The 14868-nt window shown below is 68.5% G+C and carries 14 protein-coding genes and 1 pseudogene; 7 read left to right on the top strand and 8 right to left on the bottom strand.

Translation table 11 applies throughout. The features are described from left to right. Nucleotides 1-399 precede the first annotated feature (399 nt). Entirely contained in the window at nucleotides 400-1254 is an 855-nt protein-coding gene (locus tag IU452_RS22115) for a hypothetical protein (RefSeq protein WP_195111031.1), read from the top strand. 5 nt (nucleotides 1255-1259) lie between these two features. Here IU452_RS22115 and IU452_RS22110 read toward each other — a convergent pair whose 3' ends face one another. Next, on the bottom strand, nucleotides 1260-2891 hold the full coding sequence (locus IU452_RS22110) for an ABC-F family ATP-binding cassette domain-containing protein (protein ID WP_195111030.1): 1632 nt from the start codon (nucleotides 2889-2891) through the stop codon (nucleotides 1260-1262). A 144-nt stretch (nucleotides 2892-3035) separates the two neighbouring features. On the opposite strand from IU452_RS22110, the gene IU452_RS22105 reads away from it, so the two are divergent. After that, the gene (locus IU452_RS22105; RefSeq protein WP_195111029.1) at nucleotides 3036-3800 is read left to right on the top strand and encodes an SDR family oxidoreductase; all 765 of its coding nucleotides are present in this window, start codon (nucleotides 3036-3038) and stop codon (nucleotides 3798-3800) included. On the opposite strand, the gene IU452_RS22100 is transcribed toward IU452_RS22105, so the two are convergent. Further along, nucleotides 3801-4670 (bottom strand): hypothetical protein, encoded by an 870-nt coding sequence (locus IU452_RS22100; protein ID WP_195111028.1) that lies wholly within the window; start codon nucleotides 4668-4670, stop codon nucleotides 3801-3803. A 130-nt stretch (nucleotides 4671-4800) separates the two neighbouring features. Between IU452_RS22100 and IU452_RS22095 the strand changes: the two genes are divergently transcribed. Next, nucleotides 4801-5901, top strand: coding sequence for a lycopene cyclase family protein (locus tag IU452_RS22095; protein WP_324192749.1), 1101 nt, complete (start codon nucleotides 4801-4803; stop codon nucleotides 5899-5901). A gap of 110 nt (nucleotides 5902-6011) precedes the next feature. Here the strand turns inward: IU452_RS22095 and IU452_RS22090 are convergent, their stop codons facing one another. Continuing rightward, the gene (locus tag IU452_RS22090; RefSeq protein ID WP_228818517.1) at nucleotides 6012-6752 is read right to left on the bottom strand and encodes a PP2C family protein-serine/threonine phosphatase; all 741 of its coding nucleotides are present in this window, start codon (nucleotides 6750-6752) and stop codon (nucleotides 6012-6014) included. 286 nt (nucleotides 6753-7038) lie between these two features. Between IU452_RS22090 and IU452_RS22085 the strand changes: the two genes are divergently transcribed. Next, nucleotides 7039-8211: a damage-control phosphatase ARMT1 family protein gene (locus tag IU452_RS22085; protein ID WP_195111026.1), complete on the top strand. Its 1173-nt coding sequence runs from the start codon at nucleotides 7039-7041 to the stop codon at nucleotides 8209-8211. On the opposite strand, the gene IU452_RS22080 is transcribed toward IU452_RS22085, so the two are convergent. Further along, nucleotides 8193-8591, bottom strand: a complete 399-nt coding sequence (locus tag IU452_RS22080) for a hypothetical protein (protein WP_195111025.1) — start codon at nucleotides 8589-8591, stop codon at nucleotides 8193-8195. The genes IU452_RS22085 and IU452_RS22080 overlap by 19 nt on opposite strands. A gap of 119 nt (nucleotides 8592-8710) precedes the next feature. Between IU452_RS22080 and IU452_RS22075 the strand changes: the two genes are divergently transcribed. Then, nucleotides 8711-9505, top strand: a complete 795-nt coding sequence (locus tag IU452_RS22075) for a helix-turn-helix transcriptional regulator (RefSeq protein ID WP_324192748.1) — start codon at nucleotides 8711-8713, stop codon at nucleotides 9503-9505. Nucleotides 9506-9516: 11 nt separating this feature from the next. Here IU452_RS22075 and IU452_RS38315 read toward each other — a convergent pair. From IU452_RS38315 to IU452_RS22060, 4 genes and pseudogenes are all read right to left on the bottom strand, one after another. Continuing rightward, nucleotides 9517-9678 (bottom strand): annotated as a pseudogene (locus IU452_RS38315) (RNA polymerase subunit sigma-24); the annotation flags it as partial. A gap of 79 nt (nucleotides 9679-9757) precedes the next feature. Further along, entirely contained in the window at nucleotides 9758-11479 is a 1722-nt protein-coding gene (locus IU452_RS22070; RefSeq protein ID WP_195111024.1) for a cutinase family protein, read from the bottom strand. A gap of 93 nt (nucleotides 11480-11572) precedes the next feature. Continuing rightward, nucleotides 11573-12499 (bottom strand): LLM class flavin-dependent oxidoreductase, encoded by a 927-nt coding sequence (locus tag IU452_RS22065; protein WP_195111023.1) that lies wholly within the window; start codon nucleotides 12497-12499, stop codon nucleotides 11573-11575. 30 nt (nucleotides 12500-12529) lie between these two features. Next, on the bottom strand, nucleotides 12530-13018 hold the full coding sequence (locus tag IU452_RS22060; protein ID WP_324192747.1) for a M23 family metallopeptidase: 489 nt from the start codon (nucleotides 13016-13018) through the stop codon (nucleotides 12530-12532). A 153-nt stretch (nucleotides 13019-13171) separates the two neighbouring features. Between IU452_RS22060 and IU452_RS22055 the strand changes: the two genes are divergently transcribed. Together IU452_RS22055 and IU452_RS22050 are read left to right on the top strand one after the other, a co-directional pair. Next, nucleotides 13172-13654 carry a cation:proton antiporter regulatory subunit gene (locus IU452_RS22055; RefSeq protein WP_324192782.1) on the top strand — a complete coding sequence of 161 codons (483 nt, stop codon included), beginning with the start codon at nucleotides 13172-13174 and terminating at the stop codon, nucleotides 13652-13654. 4 nt (nucleotides 13655-13658) lie between these two features. Next, the gene (locus IU452_RS22050) at nucleotides 13659-14858 is read left to right on the top strand and encodes a cation:proton antiporter (protein WP_228818516.1); all 1200 of its coding nucleotides are present in this window, start codon (nucleotides 13659-13661) and stop codon (nucleotides 14856-14858) included. The last annotated feature ends 10 nt before the right edge of the window (nucleotides 14859-14868 follow it).

Here is a 14868-nt window from a genome sequence, read left to right as displayed (position 1 = left end):
CCTTTCGAAGGAAGATATCGGGATGATCTCGATGCGAAGCGCAACAACGCTGCGCCGGAACGGTATTCAATTCGGTTCCGGCTCGCAATATCGAACCCCCTCGGGCTGAAGGGATGTGAAGGCACACCTTCACGCGATGCGGAACCCGGCTCGGCCACAACAGGTTCCAGCCAGGACCAACCAGTCACACCCCGGTTAAACCTCGACTTCTCCGAGCGCCAAACCTCCCTTGGGAACGAGCACAACATGCGGACGCGGTAACCGTGCACAGTGCCATGCAAGTTCCAGCTGGAATTAATCCGCCTTAAGCTCGCCTAACTCTGGTATCGAGTTCGGTTTGTCACCTTTACGATTCGACGCAAATCACGGATCCATAACGTCGACGAAGGCAGACATCTGATGGGTAAGCACAGCGCGAAACAACATTCCCTCGGTGCGGTGCGGTTGGCCATGCTCTCGGCGACCGCACTGGTGACCGCCGCGGTGACCACCGAACACGGTCCCTCCCACGAGAATCGGGCGATCCACACCACCACGAGCTGGACCGACCTGGAGACCCCGTGGCGTTCCGCGGCCCCGATCACCCCGGGGATCACCACACGCCCCGCCACCACCCCGGCGCAGATGGAAACCCTCGTGGAGAACGGGGAATCGCCCGCCGCATCGGACGCCTCCGACCAGCACGCGGGCCGCCACGGGATCCCGCTCACCTACGAGGAGGAGCCGCAGCAGCACGCCGAACGCCCGGCCGAGACGGTGGCCGATCGGACCGAGACCCAGCACACCGACCGCCTGAGCGGAAATGCGGGCGGCCACGGTAAGCACGCGAAGAAGCCGGACGCCGAGAAGAAGGGCGAGAAGAAGAAGGACACCCCCTCGGCCGCTCCGGCCGCCCCTGATCTGGGCGAGCTGCTGGCGAGCTTCGCCCAGATCCTCAACACCGGCAGTGCGGCGGGCGGCTCGCTGGCGCAGGCGCTGGGGTCGGGCAGTGCGGCGCTCGGCACCGGCAGCGCCGCCGTCGCGCCGGTCGGGGACCTTCTCGGCACCGGCAGCGGCAGCGGCAGTGCGGTCGCCGGGCCGCTGGGCGCGCTGGCCAAGGCGCTGGGCAGCGGCAGCGCCGCGCTCGGCACCGGCAGCAGCTCCCTCGGAAAGGCCGGTGGCTCACTGGCTTCGGTGTTCGCGCCCAAACCGTCCGGTACGACCTCGAAGGCCCGCCACGCCGCCGAAGCCGAGGACGACACCGCGGTCGGCTGAGCCTCTCAGGCCAGCTGAATGAGCTCGAGGTAATCCTGCGACCAGTGATCCTCGGTGCCGTCGGGCAACATGATGACCCGCTCGGGATTCAACGCCTCGGCGGCACCGGGATCGTGGGTCACCAGCACCACCGCACCGGCGTAGCTGCGCAGTGCGTCGAGGACCTGTTCGCGCGAGACCGGATCCAGGTTGTTGGTCGGCTCGTCGAGCAGCAGCACATTGGCCGCCGAGGACACCAGCCCGGCCAGCGCCAGACGGGTCTTCTCACCGCCGGACAGGGTGCCCGCGGGCTGTTCGAGCTGCGGTCCGGAGAACATGAACGCACCCAGGAGGCCGCGCAGATCCTGTTCGCCCGCGTCGGGTGCCGCGTGGCGGATGTTCTCCCACACCGTCGCGGTGTCGTCGAGGGTGTCGTGTTCCTGGGCGAAATAGCCGATCTTCAGGCCGTGCCCCGGAACCAGCTGCCCGGCACTCGGCTGCTCGGCCCCGGCCAGCAGCCGCAGCAGCGTGGTCTTACCGGCGCCGTTGAGGCCCAGCACCACGACCCGGCTGCCGCGGTCGATGGCCAGGTCGACGCCGGTGAAGATCTCCAGCGAGCCGTACATCTTGGTGAGGTTCTCCGCCATCAGCGGCGTCTTCCCGCAGGCGGCGGGCTCGGGGAATTTGATGCGCGCGACCTTGTCGGCCACCCGCACCTCGTCGACCTCGGCCAGCATCCGTTCGGCGCGCTTGACCATGTTCTGGGCGGCAACGGCTTTGGTGGCCTTCGCGCCGAGCTTGGCGGCCTGGGCCTTGAGCGCCGACGCCTTCTTCTCGGCGTTGGCGCGTTCGCGGCGGCGGCGCTGCTCGTCGGTGGCGCGGGCGTCGAGGTATTTCTTCCAGCCCATGTTGTAGAGGTCGGCCTCGCCGCGCACCGCGTCGAGGAACCACACCTTGTTCACCACGGCCTCGAGCAGCTCCACGTCGTGGCTGATCACGATCAGGCCGCCGTCGTGGCTCTGCAGGAAGCCGCGCAGCCAGGTGATGGAGTCGGCGTCGAGATGGTTGGTCGGCTCGTCGAGCAGCAGCGTGGTGTCGGATTTGCCGCCGCTGCCGTCGGAGGCCGAGAACAGGATGCGGGCCAGCTCGATGCGGCGGCGCTGGCCGCCGGACAGGGTGCGCAGCGACTGGCCGAGCACCCGGTCGGGCAGGCCCAGGCTGTGGCAGATGCGGGCGGCCTCGCTCTCGGCGACGTAACCGCCCAGCGCCGAGAACCGCTCCTCGAGGCGGCCGTACTTGCGCACCGCCTTCTCGCGTTCGGCGTCGTCGGCGACCTCGGCCATCAGCGCCTGCTGCTTTTCCATATCCCGGATCAGGGTGTCCAGGCCGCGGGCCGACAGCACCCGGTCACGCGCGAGCACGTCGAGATTGCCCTCGCGCGGATCCTGTGGGAGATAACCGATCTCACCGGAGCGGGTGACCTTCCCGGCGTACGGCTCGCCCTCCCCGGCAAGGATGCGCAGGGTGGTGGTCTTCCCGGCACCGTTGCGTCCGACCAGCCCGATCCGGTCGCCGGCCTGCACCCGCAGCGCCGAACCGGGCGCGGTCAGCAGGGTGCGGATTCCGGCCCGGACCTCCAGGTCGGTCGCGGTGATCACAAAAGTCTCCTCGGGCTTGGTGGTGGTTGCTGGTCCGTCCGAGTGTGCAATGCCGAAGCACACAAGAACCACCGATTTTACCTTCGCGAACGACCTCCTCGCCGCACCGGCTCACGCAGTGTGATTGCTGTAACGTGCGGTCGCATGAGTGAGGAGTTGAAGGGCAAGTCAGCGCTGGTTTCGGGGGCGAGCCGGGGTATCGGCCGGGCGATCGCGGCGGAGTTGCTCTCCCAGGGTGCGAATGTGCTGATCACCGCGCGCAAGGCCGAGCCGCTGTCGGCCACCGCGGACGAGCTGCGGGCACTCGGCCACCCCGGCAAAGTGGTTGCCCTGGCAGGGAATTCCGGAGACGCGGCCGCCCGCGCCGAGGCCGTGGGAGCCGTGGTCGCCGAATTCGGGTCGCTGGACATCCTGATCAACAACACCGGCATCAACCCGGTCTACGGGGCGCTGATGGAGGCCGACCTGGATGCGGTCCGCAAGATCTTCGATGTCAATGTCGTCGCGGCCCTCGGTTACGCGCAGGAGGCCTACCGGGCGTGGATGCGCGACCACGGCGGCGCGATCGTCAACGTCGCCAGCGTCGCCGGAATCCGATCCACCGGCGTCATCGCCGCCTACGGCGCCTCCAAGGCCGCCCTCATCCGCCTCACCGAGGAACTGGCCTGGCAACTGGCCCCCACCATCCGTGTCAACGCGGTAGCCCCCGGCGTAGTCAAAACCCGCTTCGCCGATGCCCTGTACTCCGCCGACGAGGGCGCTGCAGCCGCCGGATACCCCATGAAGCGCCTCGGCACCCCGGAAGACGTCGCGGCCCTGGTCAGCTTCCTGGTCTCGGACCGAGCGTCCTGGATCACCGGCGAGGTGGTCCGAGTCGACGGCGGCCTGCTGTCCACCGGCGGGCTTTGATCAGCGGAAGAGCAGGGCGGTAGCGGTGTCGGTGTGCAGGTACTTCAAGTACTTGCTGGCGGTTTCGTCGTCGACCGCGCTGGTCGTCGTTACGAGGGTGACGACGAGGAAATCCTTCTGGTTGATTTCTCTCCACTTGCCGATGGCGAAGTCGTCGATGTAGGTGCCCGGCCGGAACTTCAGGTCCTCGTCGGTGAACTGGTCGTGCGCGGCGGTGGCCTTGCCCTCGTCGGACATTCCCAGCACGAGCTGGGTCAGCATCAGCGCGCCGCCCTCGGACCGGTACACCATCTCGGCGGCATATCGACAGCCGAGGCCGGTGAGTTTGCCGTGGAGCTCGATATCGGAGCAGGTGGCGTGGTCGCGGCCCTCGACCCAATCGGCGTGCATCTGCACGTCACCGAGTTTGAAGTCCCAGTCCTTGGCGTGCTCCTGGTAGCTGAATCGGGAGGAGGCCGATGCCGTCGGTTTCGTGGTCGGGCGGGCCGTCGTGGGGCGGCCGGGGGAGCTGGTTGCCGTGACCAGGTTCTCGGTGGTCGGGGAGGCGGTGTTGATGTCGTCGGTCTTGTTGCGGGTGAGGACGACGACGGCTCCTACGCCGATGACCAGTAGGGCGATTACAGCAAAGATGATGCCGACGATCAGGCCCGTGTTGTTCTTCGGCGGGCGCGGCGGGTAGCCGCCGGGGTATCCCTGCTGCTGCGGATTCCAGCCCGGCTGCTGCTGGGCATCCCACATGGGTTGGGGCATATCCCAACCGGAGGGCTGGGGCTGTTGGTACCCCGGAGGTTGCTGCTGGTAGCCGCCGGGTTGACCCCACGGGTCCTGGGGGCCGTTGCCATAGGGGCCGGAGCCGGGGGGATACGTCATGAGTGCCACCTTCCGCACCCGGGGCCACCCTTGCGCCCTCCGCGGTCTTCCCCCCGGGCATGCGCAGGACACTACCCGACGCGCCGAGCCGCACGCCAAACGCGGATCGCGGTCTGATCCAATCTCCAGCGTGACCACCGACCTCGTCGTCTGCGGCCTGGGCCCCGCCGGCCGTGCGCTCGCCCATCGTGCACTCGCGCACGGCATGTCGGTGACGGTCGTCGATCCGCATCCGGGGCGCCGCTGGACCGCCACCTACGCCGGGTGGGCGGACGAGCTGCCCAGCTGGGTGGCGCCGCAGGCCTTGGCTGCAACGGTGCGGGTGTCCGCCTGGGGAACCCGGCGCGTCGAGATCGACCGGGACTATGTGGTTTTCGACACCGCGGCGCTGCAGGACTCGCTCGATATCGACGGGGCACGGGTGATCACCGATCGCGGTGTCGCGTTCGGCCGGGAACCGGACGGAGCGAAACACGCTCGGTGGGTGCGGCTTTCACCGGGCGAGCTGGTCACCGCGACCCGCGTCATCGATGCCCGCGGTATCCCACGCTCCCCGGCACGGGCCGAGCAGACCGCCTATGGCATCGTCGTGCCTCGTGATCGGTGGGACGAGCCGCTGTTCATGGACTGGCGCCCCGACAACGGCGTCGGCCCGACGGAACCTCGCTCGTTTCTGTATGCGATCCCGCTGGGCGACAACCGGTTTCTGCTGGAGGAAACCTGCCTTGCCGGTCGCCCCGCACTCTCCGGTAAAACGCTGCGCGAACGCCTGCACGCCCGGCTGCGTTCTCGCGGTGTGGAACTCGACGGTGATGAACGGGTCGAACATGTGCGCTTCCCGGTGGAGGGCGGGCGTCCGGGCGCGACCCGGTTCGGTGCGGCGGGTGGAATGCTGCACCCGGCCACCGGTTACAGCGTCACCGCCACCTTGGCCGCCGCCGATGCCTACGCAACGGGACACTCGCTCCACATCGCCCGCGCCCGAGCCGTTCACCTGCTCCGCAGCGCCGGACTGCGCGCACTGCTGGCGCTCCCCCCGGACGAGCTACCCGCCTTCTTCGACGCCTTCTTCGCCCTTCCGCCACAGCATCAACGGGCTTACCTGTCCGGCCGCACCGACCTCCCCGGAACAGCCGCCGCCATGGCCGCTCTGTTCACCGCACTCCCGTGGCGCCTCCGCCGCATCCTGGCCTCCGCGACCCTCGGAGCAGATCGCATCCGCACCCCTTGAACAATCTGATGACCCGCACCTCCGGCGCCAAGAGGCCTACGGTGCGGGGATGCGAAAGGCCGCTTTCGCCGGATCACCGTACGGGTCATCGGAGCCTTACCGCCACCCGCTCAACTGCGGTCCACGATCAATGCGGTCGCATTGTCGGTGCCACCGGTGCGCAGGGCGACGTCGGTCAAGGCCTTCGCGGTAGCGCCGGGCGTGGTGGTCGTGGCGAGGAACTCCTTGATGGGGGCGATGCCGAGACGTTTGTGAACACCGTCGGTGCACAGCAGCAGCCGCCCGCGGCTCGAACCGGTGACCGCGTGGCCCACCTCCCCCGGCTTGACCGTGCGGGCCGAGGTGGTGACCAGGTGGCCCATGCGCGGGGTGGGGCGCAGCCCGTGGGCATGCAGATATTCGGCGACGGTGTGATCGGTGGTGATCTGATGCAGGACTCGGCCGTTCCAGCGGTAGGCGCGACAGTCGCCGACCCAGGCGATATCGCACGGACCATCGGGCTGATCGGCGCCCGGCAGCACGGCCACGACGAGTACGGCGTCGGCGGCGGGCTGCGGGAATTCGCGCAGCAATTCCTGCTGGGCGGCAAGGATTCCCGCCACCGCACAGTCGCGTGCACCGGCACCCGCGGCAACTCCGGCCGCGGCGCGAGCCGCGCGGGCCGCCAGCAGATGATCACCGACACCGTCGGCCACGACGAAGGCGGTGCGGCCCACCGACGCATCGGTGTAGGTCGCGACCGCGTCGGCATTGAGCGAGCGCAGGCCGCGCCGGCTCACCGCTCCGGCTTGCACGCCGTCGAACCGATTCTGTTCGCGCCGGGGTATGGCGGTCGTCGGGGCTGTGTTCACGGCCTGACCTCCTCGCGTGGGCCTGCCTGGTGCCGTCGATCAGCACCCTTCCAGTCAACCGCGTTCGGCCGCGCTCCGCACCGGAGTTGACCGTGGAATTCCTGTGAAAACGGCTACGAGATCATCACGGCGGCAAACGATCTGCGCGATCGACGCTACTGCGACGATCCGGGCGGCGGTCCCGTCCATCGAGCACGGACCGGTCGCCCCGAGACCTTCGCCTCGCGCAACGCGAGTCGACGGGAGGGTGGTCGGCCGCCTGAACCCGGTTTGCCATGATCGGGATATGACCGTCGCATCGCCGATCCTCGCGGGAGTGCCCGGCTCGTTCCCTCGCAGCGTGTTCCACGAGCGGCATCCGAAGCTCGTCGAGCAGGTGCTCGCCGCCCACCCGTACGGCCCCGCGGAACAGGACGCGCTGCGCCGTCTGCTCGCGGAGAGCACCGACGGTGTGATCGAACCGCTGGCCACCGAGGCCGACGATGCGGCGCGGTGGTCGGTCTGGGGCAGCGAGATGTGGGGACGGCCGTGGGGGGAGGCGTCGTTCCTGTGGGCGGAAAGCTACTTCTACCGTCGACTGCTGGAGGCGCTCGGCTATTTCCGGCCCGGGGTGTGGCAGGGCATCGACCCGTTCGGACCCACCAAGGCCGCGGAACTGACCGGCGATGCGGTCGCCGACGAACTCGACGCGCTCACCGGATTGGCCGACGCGCCGCAGGACAAGAAGCGGTCGGCGCTGCTGCTGTCGTCGCTGTGGGGCAATCAGGCCGATCTGGGCTTCCAGCTCACCGCCGCTCCCGGGGCCCGGGCCACGCGCCTGCTCGTCGACGACAGCGCCGCACTGTGGGACGCCCTGGATCGCGGGGCCGAACCGCTCGTCTGCCTGATCGCCGACAACGCCGGTCGTGAATTGCTGCCGGACCTCGTGCTCGCCGACCACCTGCTCGACAGCGGAGCGGCGGCGCGCGTCGTCGTGTACGTCAAACCGCGCCCGTACTACGTCTCCGACGCGACCATGACCGATGTGCTGGCCGCCGTGCGCGTGCTGCGCGCGGCGGACGGCGAGGCGGGCCGGGTCGGGCAGCGGGTATGGGCAGCCCTGCGCGCCGAGAAGCTGGCCGTGCGCACGCACGAATTCTTCTGCGCTCCCTTGACATTTCACGATATGCCCACCGATCTGGCGGACGACATCGCACCGGCCGCGATGACGATCGCCAAGGGCGACTTGAACTATCGGCGCCTGGTCGGCGACCGGCACTGGCCGCCGACCACCGCCTTCACCGAGCTGGTCGACTACTTCCCCACCCCGCTCACCGCGCTGCGGACGCTGAAATCCGACGTCGCCGTGGGGCTGACCGAGGCGCAGGTCCGCGATCTCGACGCGACCGGCACGGCGTGGCGCACCAATGGCGAGCACGCCCTCATTCAGTGCAGCCAGGCTCACCGATCGCGTCGATAGGCCAGATATTCCAGGTCGGCGAACAGCACGACCACGGCCGCGCCGACGAGCAGGAACGCCGTACCCCAGCCGGTCAGCGGGATCACGTCGAGAAATGCGAGAACCGCCATGCCCAGTCCGGACAGCAGGTTGGCGGCCACCACCGTGATCGCCAAGGCGTCGGGGATCTCCGGATACCCCGCGATCAGCAGGAGCGCGGCGGCACCGCCGAGCATCGCCACCCCGAACGGAATCGACCAGGCCGTCGGCAGGCCGAGCGGATCCCGCAGCAGCCGAGCACAGGCCAGCATGACGATGCCGAAGGCGCCGGTACTCCACCCGTCCACGCGCAGGGCCGTGCGCAGGGTGAGGCCGGGGGCGGTGGCGGTGAGGGTACTCATCGGTGTCTCCTGTCGTCGACGGTGATCGGTCGGCCTCGACGCTGCCAGCGCCGGGTCGTGGTCTCAATAACCTCCGAGGTCATGGTGAGCGCGAAACGGCGGTGGCTAAGCTGCGCAGAGTGACCTCGACCGTGTCCTCCCCCGTGGGTAGCCTGCTGCGCGAATGGCGGCAGCGGCGCCGACTGAGTCAGCTGGATCTGGCGCTGGCGGCGCAGAGTTCGGCCCGGCATCTGTCGTATGTGGAGACCGGCCGCTCCCGGCCCAGCCGGGAGATGGTGCTGCGGCTGTGCGAATCGCTGGATGTGCCGCTGCGGGAACGCAATACGCTGCTGCTGGCCGGAGGCTATGCGCCCGAGTACCGGGAAAGCGATCTCGACGACGCCGAACTGCGCTCGGTGCGCTCGGCGCTGCGCACGATGCTCGACGCCCACGAACCCTATCCGGCCGTGGTGGTCGACCGATATTGGAATCTGGTGACCGGCAACCGCGCCATGGGCGTGCTCATGAACGGCATCCCCGAGCACCTGCTGACCCCACAGCCCAACGTGTACCGGCTCGTCCTGCATCCGGAAGGCTTGTCGGCGCAGCTGGCGAACCGGACGCAGGTGCGAAACCTGTTCCTGGAAAGGCTGATTCGACAAGCCAACGCCACCGGTGACGCCCGGCTGCGGGCACTCTACGACGAGGTGTCCCGCTATCCCGAGCCCGCCCCCGAATCGGGATCCGAACCCGCCCGGCCGGGCCCGTTCGAGGTCCCGATCCGCATCCGCACCCCGATGGGCGAGCTATCGATGTTCAGCACTATGGCCACCTTCGGCGCCCCCGCCGATGTCACCCTCTCCGAGCTGGCCATCGAATTGTTCTACCCCCTCGACGAATTCACCACCGAGGCCCTGCACGCGCTGGCGCGGTAGCCGCGACGGAGTCAGCCGAGGGCGCCGAGTTTGCGTTGCAGCAGCGCGCGCTCGGACTCGTTGCCGCACAACCGCACGGCCCGTGCGAGTTCGGTGCGGACATCGGCGGTGCGGCCCAGGCGGGTGAGCAGCTCGCCGCAGACGCTCGGCAGCAGATGTGAATTCCGCAGGGCATCTCCCTGGGTTGTGCGGGTCGGACCCTTTCATCCCTGGGTCGAACGGGCAACGGCCCGAATCGACACGCGCCTGCGGCTAATTCGAGATTTTTTCGGATCCGGGTGTCGTGGTGGCCGGAGCGGTGGTCGTCGAATTCGTGGTCTGCGTGGTCGAGGACGGAGCCGGTGCCGTCGTCGTCTCCGAAGTGCTTGTTGCCGTGGAGGTTCGGGACGGCGACGTGGTCGGCGTCGCGCTGGTCGGTGCCGAGGTCGTCGGGGCCGTCGTGGTCGAGGCTGTCGTGGAGGGAGCGGCAGTAGTCGACGACGGCGTTGTCGAGGTCGGGGACGTCGTGCTACTTCCGGTCGTCGTCGGGGCAGCGCTGGTAGTAGTGGTCGCCTTGGCCGGTTCGCTCGTCCGCGCCGCCTTGCTGTCCTCCGCCGCCTTGTAGGCCGCGGCGAGGTCCTCCGAGTTCGGCTTGTAATTCGTATCGGGCTGCTTCCCCGCCTGCGCCTCCTTGGCCAGATGGGTCAGCCACGCGGCCGCATACTCGGCGGAGGTCATGGGCCTGCCGTTGGCCGGGTCGGCGTTGCGCCAGTAGTCGAAGTGGTGTCCTGTCGCGTTGGGACCCAGCGTGAGCTGATACGGGTCGCTCATGATGACCGGGATGGTGTTCTGATTGGTCACGATGAGGCCGATGATCTCGTTGAAGATCTTCTGCGGCAGGTAGGCGAGCGGGGACATCTGGTCCTTCTCGATCGCATCGGCCTTGGCCACCGGCTTCGGCGCCTGGCCCGGCTTGTACGCCGGATCCGACACCCGCAGCAGGACCTGCAGGAAGGTCTCGTCACTGGCCATCCAGTTCGGCTGGGCGGCGATGTCGGCGAACGCCGTCACCGCGATGCGGCCCAGGACCGCGGCGACATCCTGCCCGGTCGCGGGGTTGAGTCCCTCTTTCTCGAGCTTGTCGGCATTGATCTGGCGGCCGACGTTGACCACCAGTTGCAGCAGCGAGATGTTCTGCGGCGCAGCGCAGGTGAGGTCACCCTCGGAGCAGAACGACGCGACCTTGCCGTTCAGCGCGCCGAAGCTGCCGCTGGTACCCGGCAGCGCGCCCTGGCCGGAGACCGGCTTCACGCCGTTCTGGTACTTCTGGTCGAAGTTGTCCGGGCGGGTGGGATCCTTGGCGCCGGGGAACGGCCCGTCGCCCGCCGCGCGACCGGAGTCGGCGAGGATGACCACGCCCACGACGTTGTTCGGATCGACGATGCCGTACTTGCCGTCCTTGTCGGCCTGCTGGTTGCCCACCTTCATGGCGACGCGGCGCACGACGTCGGCGCCCTCGCTGTAGCCGACGATCGCGAACTTGGTGTCGGGACAGGCCTTGCGGATCTCCGTCATGACCCGCTCGGTGTTCGCGGCACCGGAGTTGACGGCGTCCTCGTAGGTGGCCATGTTGGCCGGGTAGGCGATGTAGACGGCCGCATAGGAATCGGGGTTCACGGCACCGTCCGGGGCATTGACCACCGGATCGACCCACGTGCTGTTGTGATCGCCGGCCATCGCGGCCGGAAGCTCCTCGCCGTTCGGCCCGACCAGCAGCTTCGTGGTTCCCGCCTTCGGGGTGTCGCCGCGCCCGGCCACCGAGATGGTCACCATGTCGTGGCATTCGGTGACCGATGCCTTCAACTGCGTGTCGTCGGTGCGCGGTGACGAGGTCACCGTGAACGTGGCGGCGACGATTGCCGCCACGCCCAACACCGCGGGCGCGGCGGCCGCCGTAGCGATCCGATGCCGCGCGAAGAACTCGCGAAGAGCCATGTCCCGATCCCCATTCCGATACCGACGAGTGGACGGTCAGGCCCCCCGACGGGCCGTGTGCCATCAAGAACGTCGCCGGTGGGGCGGCGAGCGTTACCGACCCATCAGTTCACGGACCTCGCCCACCAGGTCGAGCTGACGCAGATGATCTCGCCCGTCCAGCCCGAGCCCGATGTGGTCGACCCCGGCCTCGGCATAGGCGGCGCATCGCTGCGCCGCCTGCTCCGGGCCGCCGACGATCGTCACCGTGTCGACCTGTTCCGGTGTGAGTTGGAAGAACTCACCCATCGTGGCCGACATCGCCTCCCGGTCGGCGTGGTCCTCGGGGTCGTCGCCCAGCACACAGTGCACGCCGAGATGGATCCGCGGGGCCGGGCGTCCGGCCTCGGCCGCGTAGTCCCGCAACCGGTCCGCCGCCGCGGCGACCTGCGCCGGTGTGAGCGCGGACGGCAGCCAGCCGTCGGCCCGGGTGGCGATGCGCCGCAATACGGCATCGCTGTCGCCACCGCCGACGATCAGCGGCGGGACCGCGGCGGCCGGAGCCAGGCGCAGGCCGACCGGGCCGGGCCGCGCGGGAGCCCTGGTCTGCTCGCCCGCGATAAGGGCCGGGAGGAGATCGAGGGCCGTGTCGAGAAGCCGACCGCGCCCACGCTCGGGCGCCTCGACCGCCTGCCAGAACGGTGTGCCCGGGAAACCGCCGATACCGAGCCCGAGCCGGACCCGGTCGCCGGACAGATACTGCAGCGTCTGCACCTGAGCCGCCAGCAGCGCCAACGACCGGGTCGGTACCGACAGGACACCGAAATCCAGGGCGATCCGATCGGTGACGGCCGCCGCGGTCGCCAGCACCACGATGCTCTCCAGGCTCGGAGAACCGTCACCGAGCAGCACATCGGCCGCACCGACGGCATCGAGCCCGAGCTCTTCGGCCCGCGCGGCGGCCACTCGAATACCGTTACGGCCCAGCGCGATGCCGTCCTCCATGGTCGGCAATGCCACGCCGATCGTCGGATTCGTCATGATGATCCGTGTCCTCTCCTCCAGGTCCCCCTATCGTCGAACCTGAAGCATTGTCGAGGTCAAGGAGAATTGGACGCGGTCTCGCAGGATCGGTTCGGCGGGTTGCAGGATGGGCCGAGGGTCGGCGACGGGATAAGCCGCGCCCTCGAGGTGAGGGAGCGGGTCGAGGCGGCCCGGGCCCGGTGGAACCCACTCGCTGTAGTGCCATTCCAGATGCAGGTGCGGGGCAACGCCGCCATTGGTCCGCTGATCCGAATCGATGACGGCGATCCGCTCGCCCGCCTCCACGCGCCGGCCCACCCACACCTCGGGCATTACATGTCCATAGACGGTGGTGCCGCCGCCGTCGGCGTCGGGATGGCAGATCACCACCCATCGCCCGAAGTCCGTCGCCGGTCCGGCCTGTGTGACATACCCGCCTTGGACGGCGAATACCGGACGCCCGCCCGCTCCTGCAGGCCAGCCGAAATCCACTCCCCACTGGAAATTCTCACCCCGCGGACCGAACGTGGCTGTCACGATATGACCGAGTTCGAGCGGCCAGACTCTCGGCGCCATCTCTGTCTCCCCTGCGATTTCAGGTTCCGGCTGGAAATCTACGGCTACGATGAATCGAATAAAACAGTCATTCTATCGGCGGCTCGCCAGCCGGGGCGAAGCTACGCTGGTGGAGTGTACGTTGAGGTGACGCCATTGCCGGGTATCGGTGTGCGCAAAGACTTTTCGATCAAGAGTGGTCGTCGCCGGATCGGCGTCATCGATCGCCGCGACGGCACGATCGACCTGATCGTGAGCAAGGTGGGAAATCCGGACGTCACCGACCAGCTGGCCCTGACCGCGGAGGAAGCGGCGGTACTGGCGAATCTGCTGGGCGCACCGCAACTCGTGGCCCAGTTGCGCGACGCGCATCGCGATTTGGAAGGGGTGAACACTCGGCAGTTCCCGGTCGTGCGGGGCTCACCGTACGACGGGCGGCAGCTCGGCGAGACCGAAATGCGAACGCGCACAAAGGCATCCATCGTCGCGGTGATGCGCGCGGGCCATGTACACCCGTCGCCGGGGCCCGATTTCACGCTCACCGCCGGTGATCTGCTGGTGATCGTCGGCACGGCCGAGGGGCTGGACGCGGCGGCCGAGATATTGACAAACGGCTGATCGCATGGAGATCAACGCCACCGCGCTCGCGCTGATTCAGCTGGGCGCGGTTTTTTTCGGCCTGGGTGTGCTGGGGCGGATCGCCGCCCGGATCGGAATGTCACCAATTCCGCTGTATCTCCTGGGCGGGTTGGTTTTCGGCACCGGCGGACTGGTCGAACTGCATCATGTCGACGAATTCATTCACCTGGCCAGCGAGATCGGCGTGGTGCTGCTGTTGCTGCTGCTCGGCCTGGAATACAGTGCCGCCGAATTGGTCACCGGCATGCGCCGCTCCTGGCCTGCGGGCCTGGTCGACATCGTGCTGAACGCTACGCCCGGCGCGCTCGTGGCGCTCGCGCTCGGCTGGCGGTTCCCCGGCGTCATCGCCATGGCCGGGGTCACCTACATCTCCTCCTCCGGGATCGTGGCGAAGGTACTCAACGAGCTCGGCAGGCTCGGGAACCGCGAAACCCCGGTGATCCTGTCCATCCTGGTCTTCGAGGACCTCGTCATGGCCGGCTATCTGCCCGTGCTCACCGCGGTGCTCGCCGGTCTCAGCCTCCTGACCGGACTGCAGACCTTCGCCATCGCCCTGACCGCCGTCACCGTCGTCCTCGTCGTCGCCTTGCGGTGCGGCAGTTACGTTTCCGCGGTCGTGGCCAGCGACGACCGGGAGGTCTTCCTGCTCAAACTGCTGGGCTCGGCGCTGCTCGTCGCGGGATTCGCCTCCGCGGTGCAGGTGTCGGCCGCCGTCGGAGCGTTCCTGCTCGGCATCGCGATCTCCGGGTCGACAGCCAAGGATGCCACCAAAATTCTCGAACCGTTGCGCGATCTGTTCGCGGCGATGTTCTTCGTCCTGTTCGGCCTGCGCACCGATCCCGCCGCCATCCCCCCGGTGCTGGGCTGGGCGTGTGTGCTGGCCGCGGTGACCACCGCCACCAAGATCGGCACCGGCTGGTGGGCCGCCGCCCGCGCCGCGGTGCCGCGCTTCGGCCGCGCCCGGGCAGGCGCCGCCCTGGTCGCCCGCGGTGAATTCTCCATCGTGATCGCCGGACTCGCCGTCACCACGGGCGCGGTATCCAGCGAATTCTCTGCCCTGACGACCACGTACGTGCTCCTGATGGCCGCACTGGGCCCCATCGCCGCCCGCGTCGTGGAGCCGATCCTGCACCGGCTGAACAAACCGTCGACACCACCGCGGTCGGCACCCGAACATTCGTAGCATGGACCTC

This window comes from Nocardia transvalensis (genome assembly GCF_015477765.1).
In the GTDB taxonomy this organism is placed as follows: domain Bacteria; phylum Actinomycetota; class Actinomycetes; order Mycobacteriales; family Mycobacteriaceae; genus Nocardia; species Nocardia transvalensis_A.
The sequence above is the reverse complement of the archived record's forward strand: the minus strand, read 5'-3'. Positions and strand labels throughout refer to the sequence as shown.

What these genes read in the sequence shown, in the direction of transcription:
- IU452_RS22070 (WP_195111024.1), bottom strand. Translation starts at nt 11,479, where the DNA reads ATGGCTCTTCGCGAGTTCTTCGCGCGGCATCGGATCGCTACGGCGGCC.
- IU452_RS22105 (WP_195111029.1), top strand. Translation starts at nt 3,036, where the DNA reads ATGAGTGAGGAGTTGAAGGGCAAGTCAGCGCTGGTTTCGGGGGCGAGC.
- IU452_RS22100 (WP_195111028.1), bottom strand. Translation starts at nt 4,670, where the DNA reads ATGACGTATCCCCCCGGCTCCGGCCCCTATGGCAACGGCCCCCAGGAC.
- IU452_RS22115 (WP_195111031.1), top strand. Translation starts at nt 400, where the DNA reads ATGGGTAAGCACAGCGCGAAACAACATTCCCTCGGTGCGGTGCGGTTG.
- IU452_RS22050 (WP_228818516.1), top strand. Translation starts at nt 13,659, where the DNA reads ATGGAGATCAACGCCACCGCGCTCGCGCTGATTCAGCTGGGCGCGGTT.
- IU452_RS22080 (WP_195111025.1), bottom strand. Translation starts at nt 8,591, where the DNA reads ATGAGTACCCTCACCGCCACCGCCCCCGGCCTCACCCTGCGCACGGCC.
- IU452_RS22065 (WP_195111023.1), bottom strand. Translation starts at nt 12,499, where the DNA reads ATGACGAATCCGACGATCGGCGTGGCATTGCCGACCATGGAGGACGGC.
- IU452_RS22085 (WP_195111026.1), top strand. Translation starts at nt 7,039, where the DNA reads ATGACCGTCGCATCGCCGATCCTCGCGGGAGTGCCCGGCTCGTTCCCT.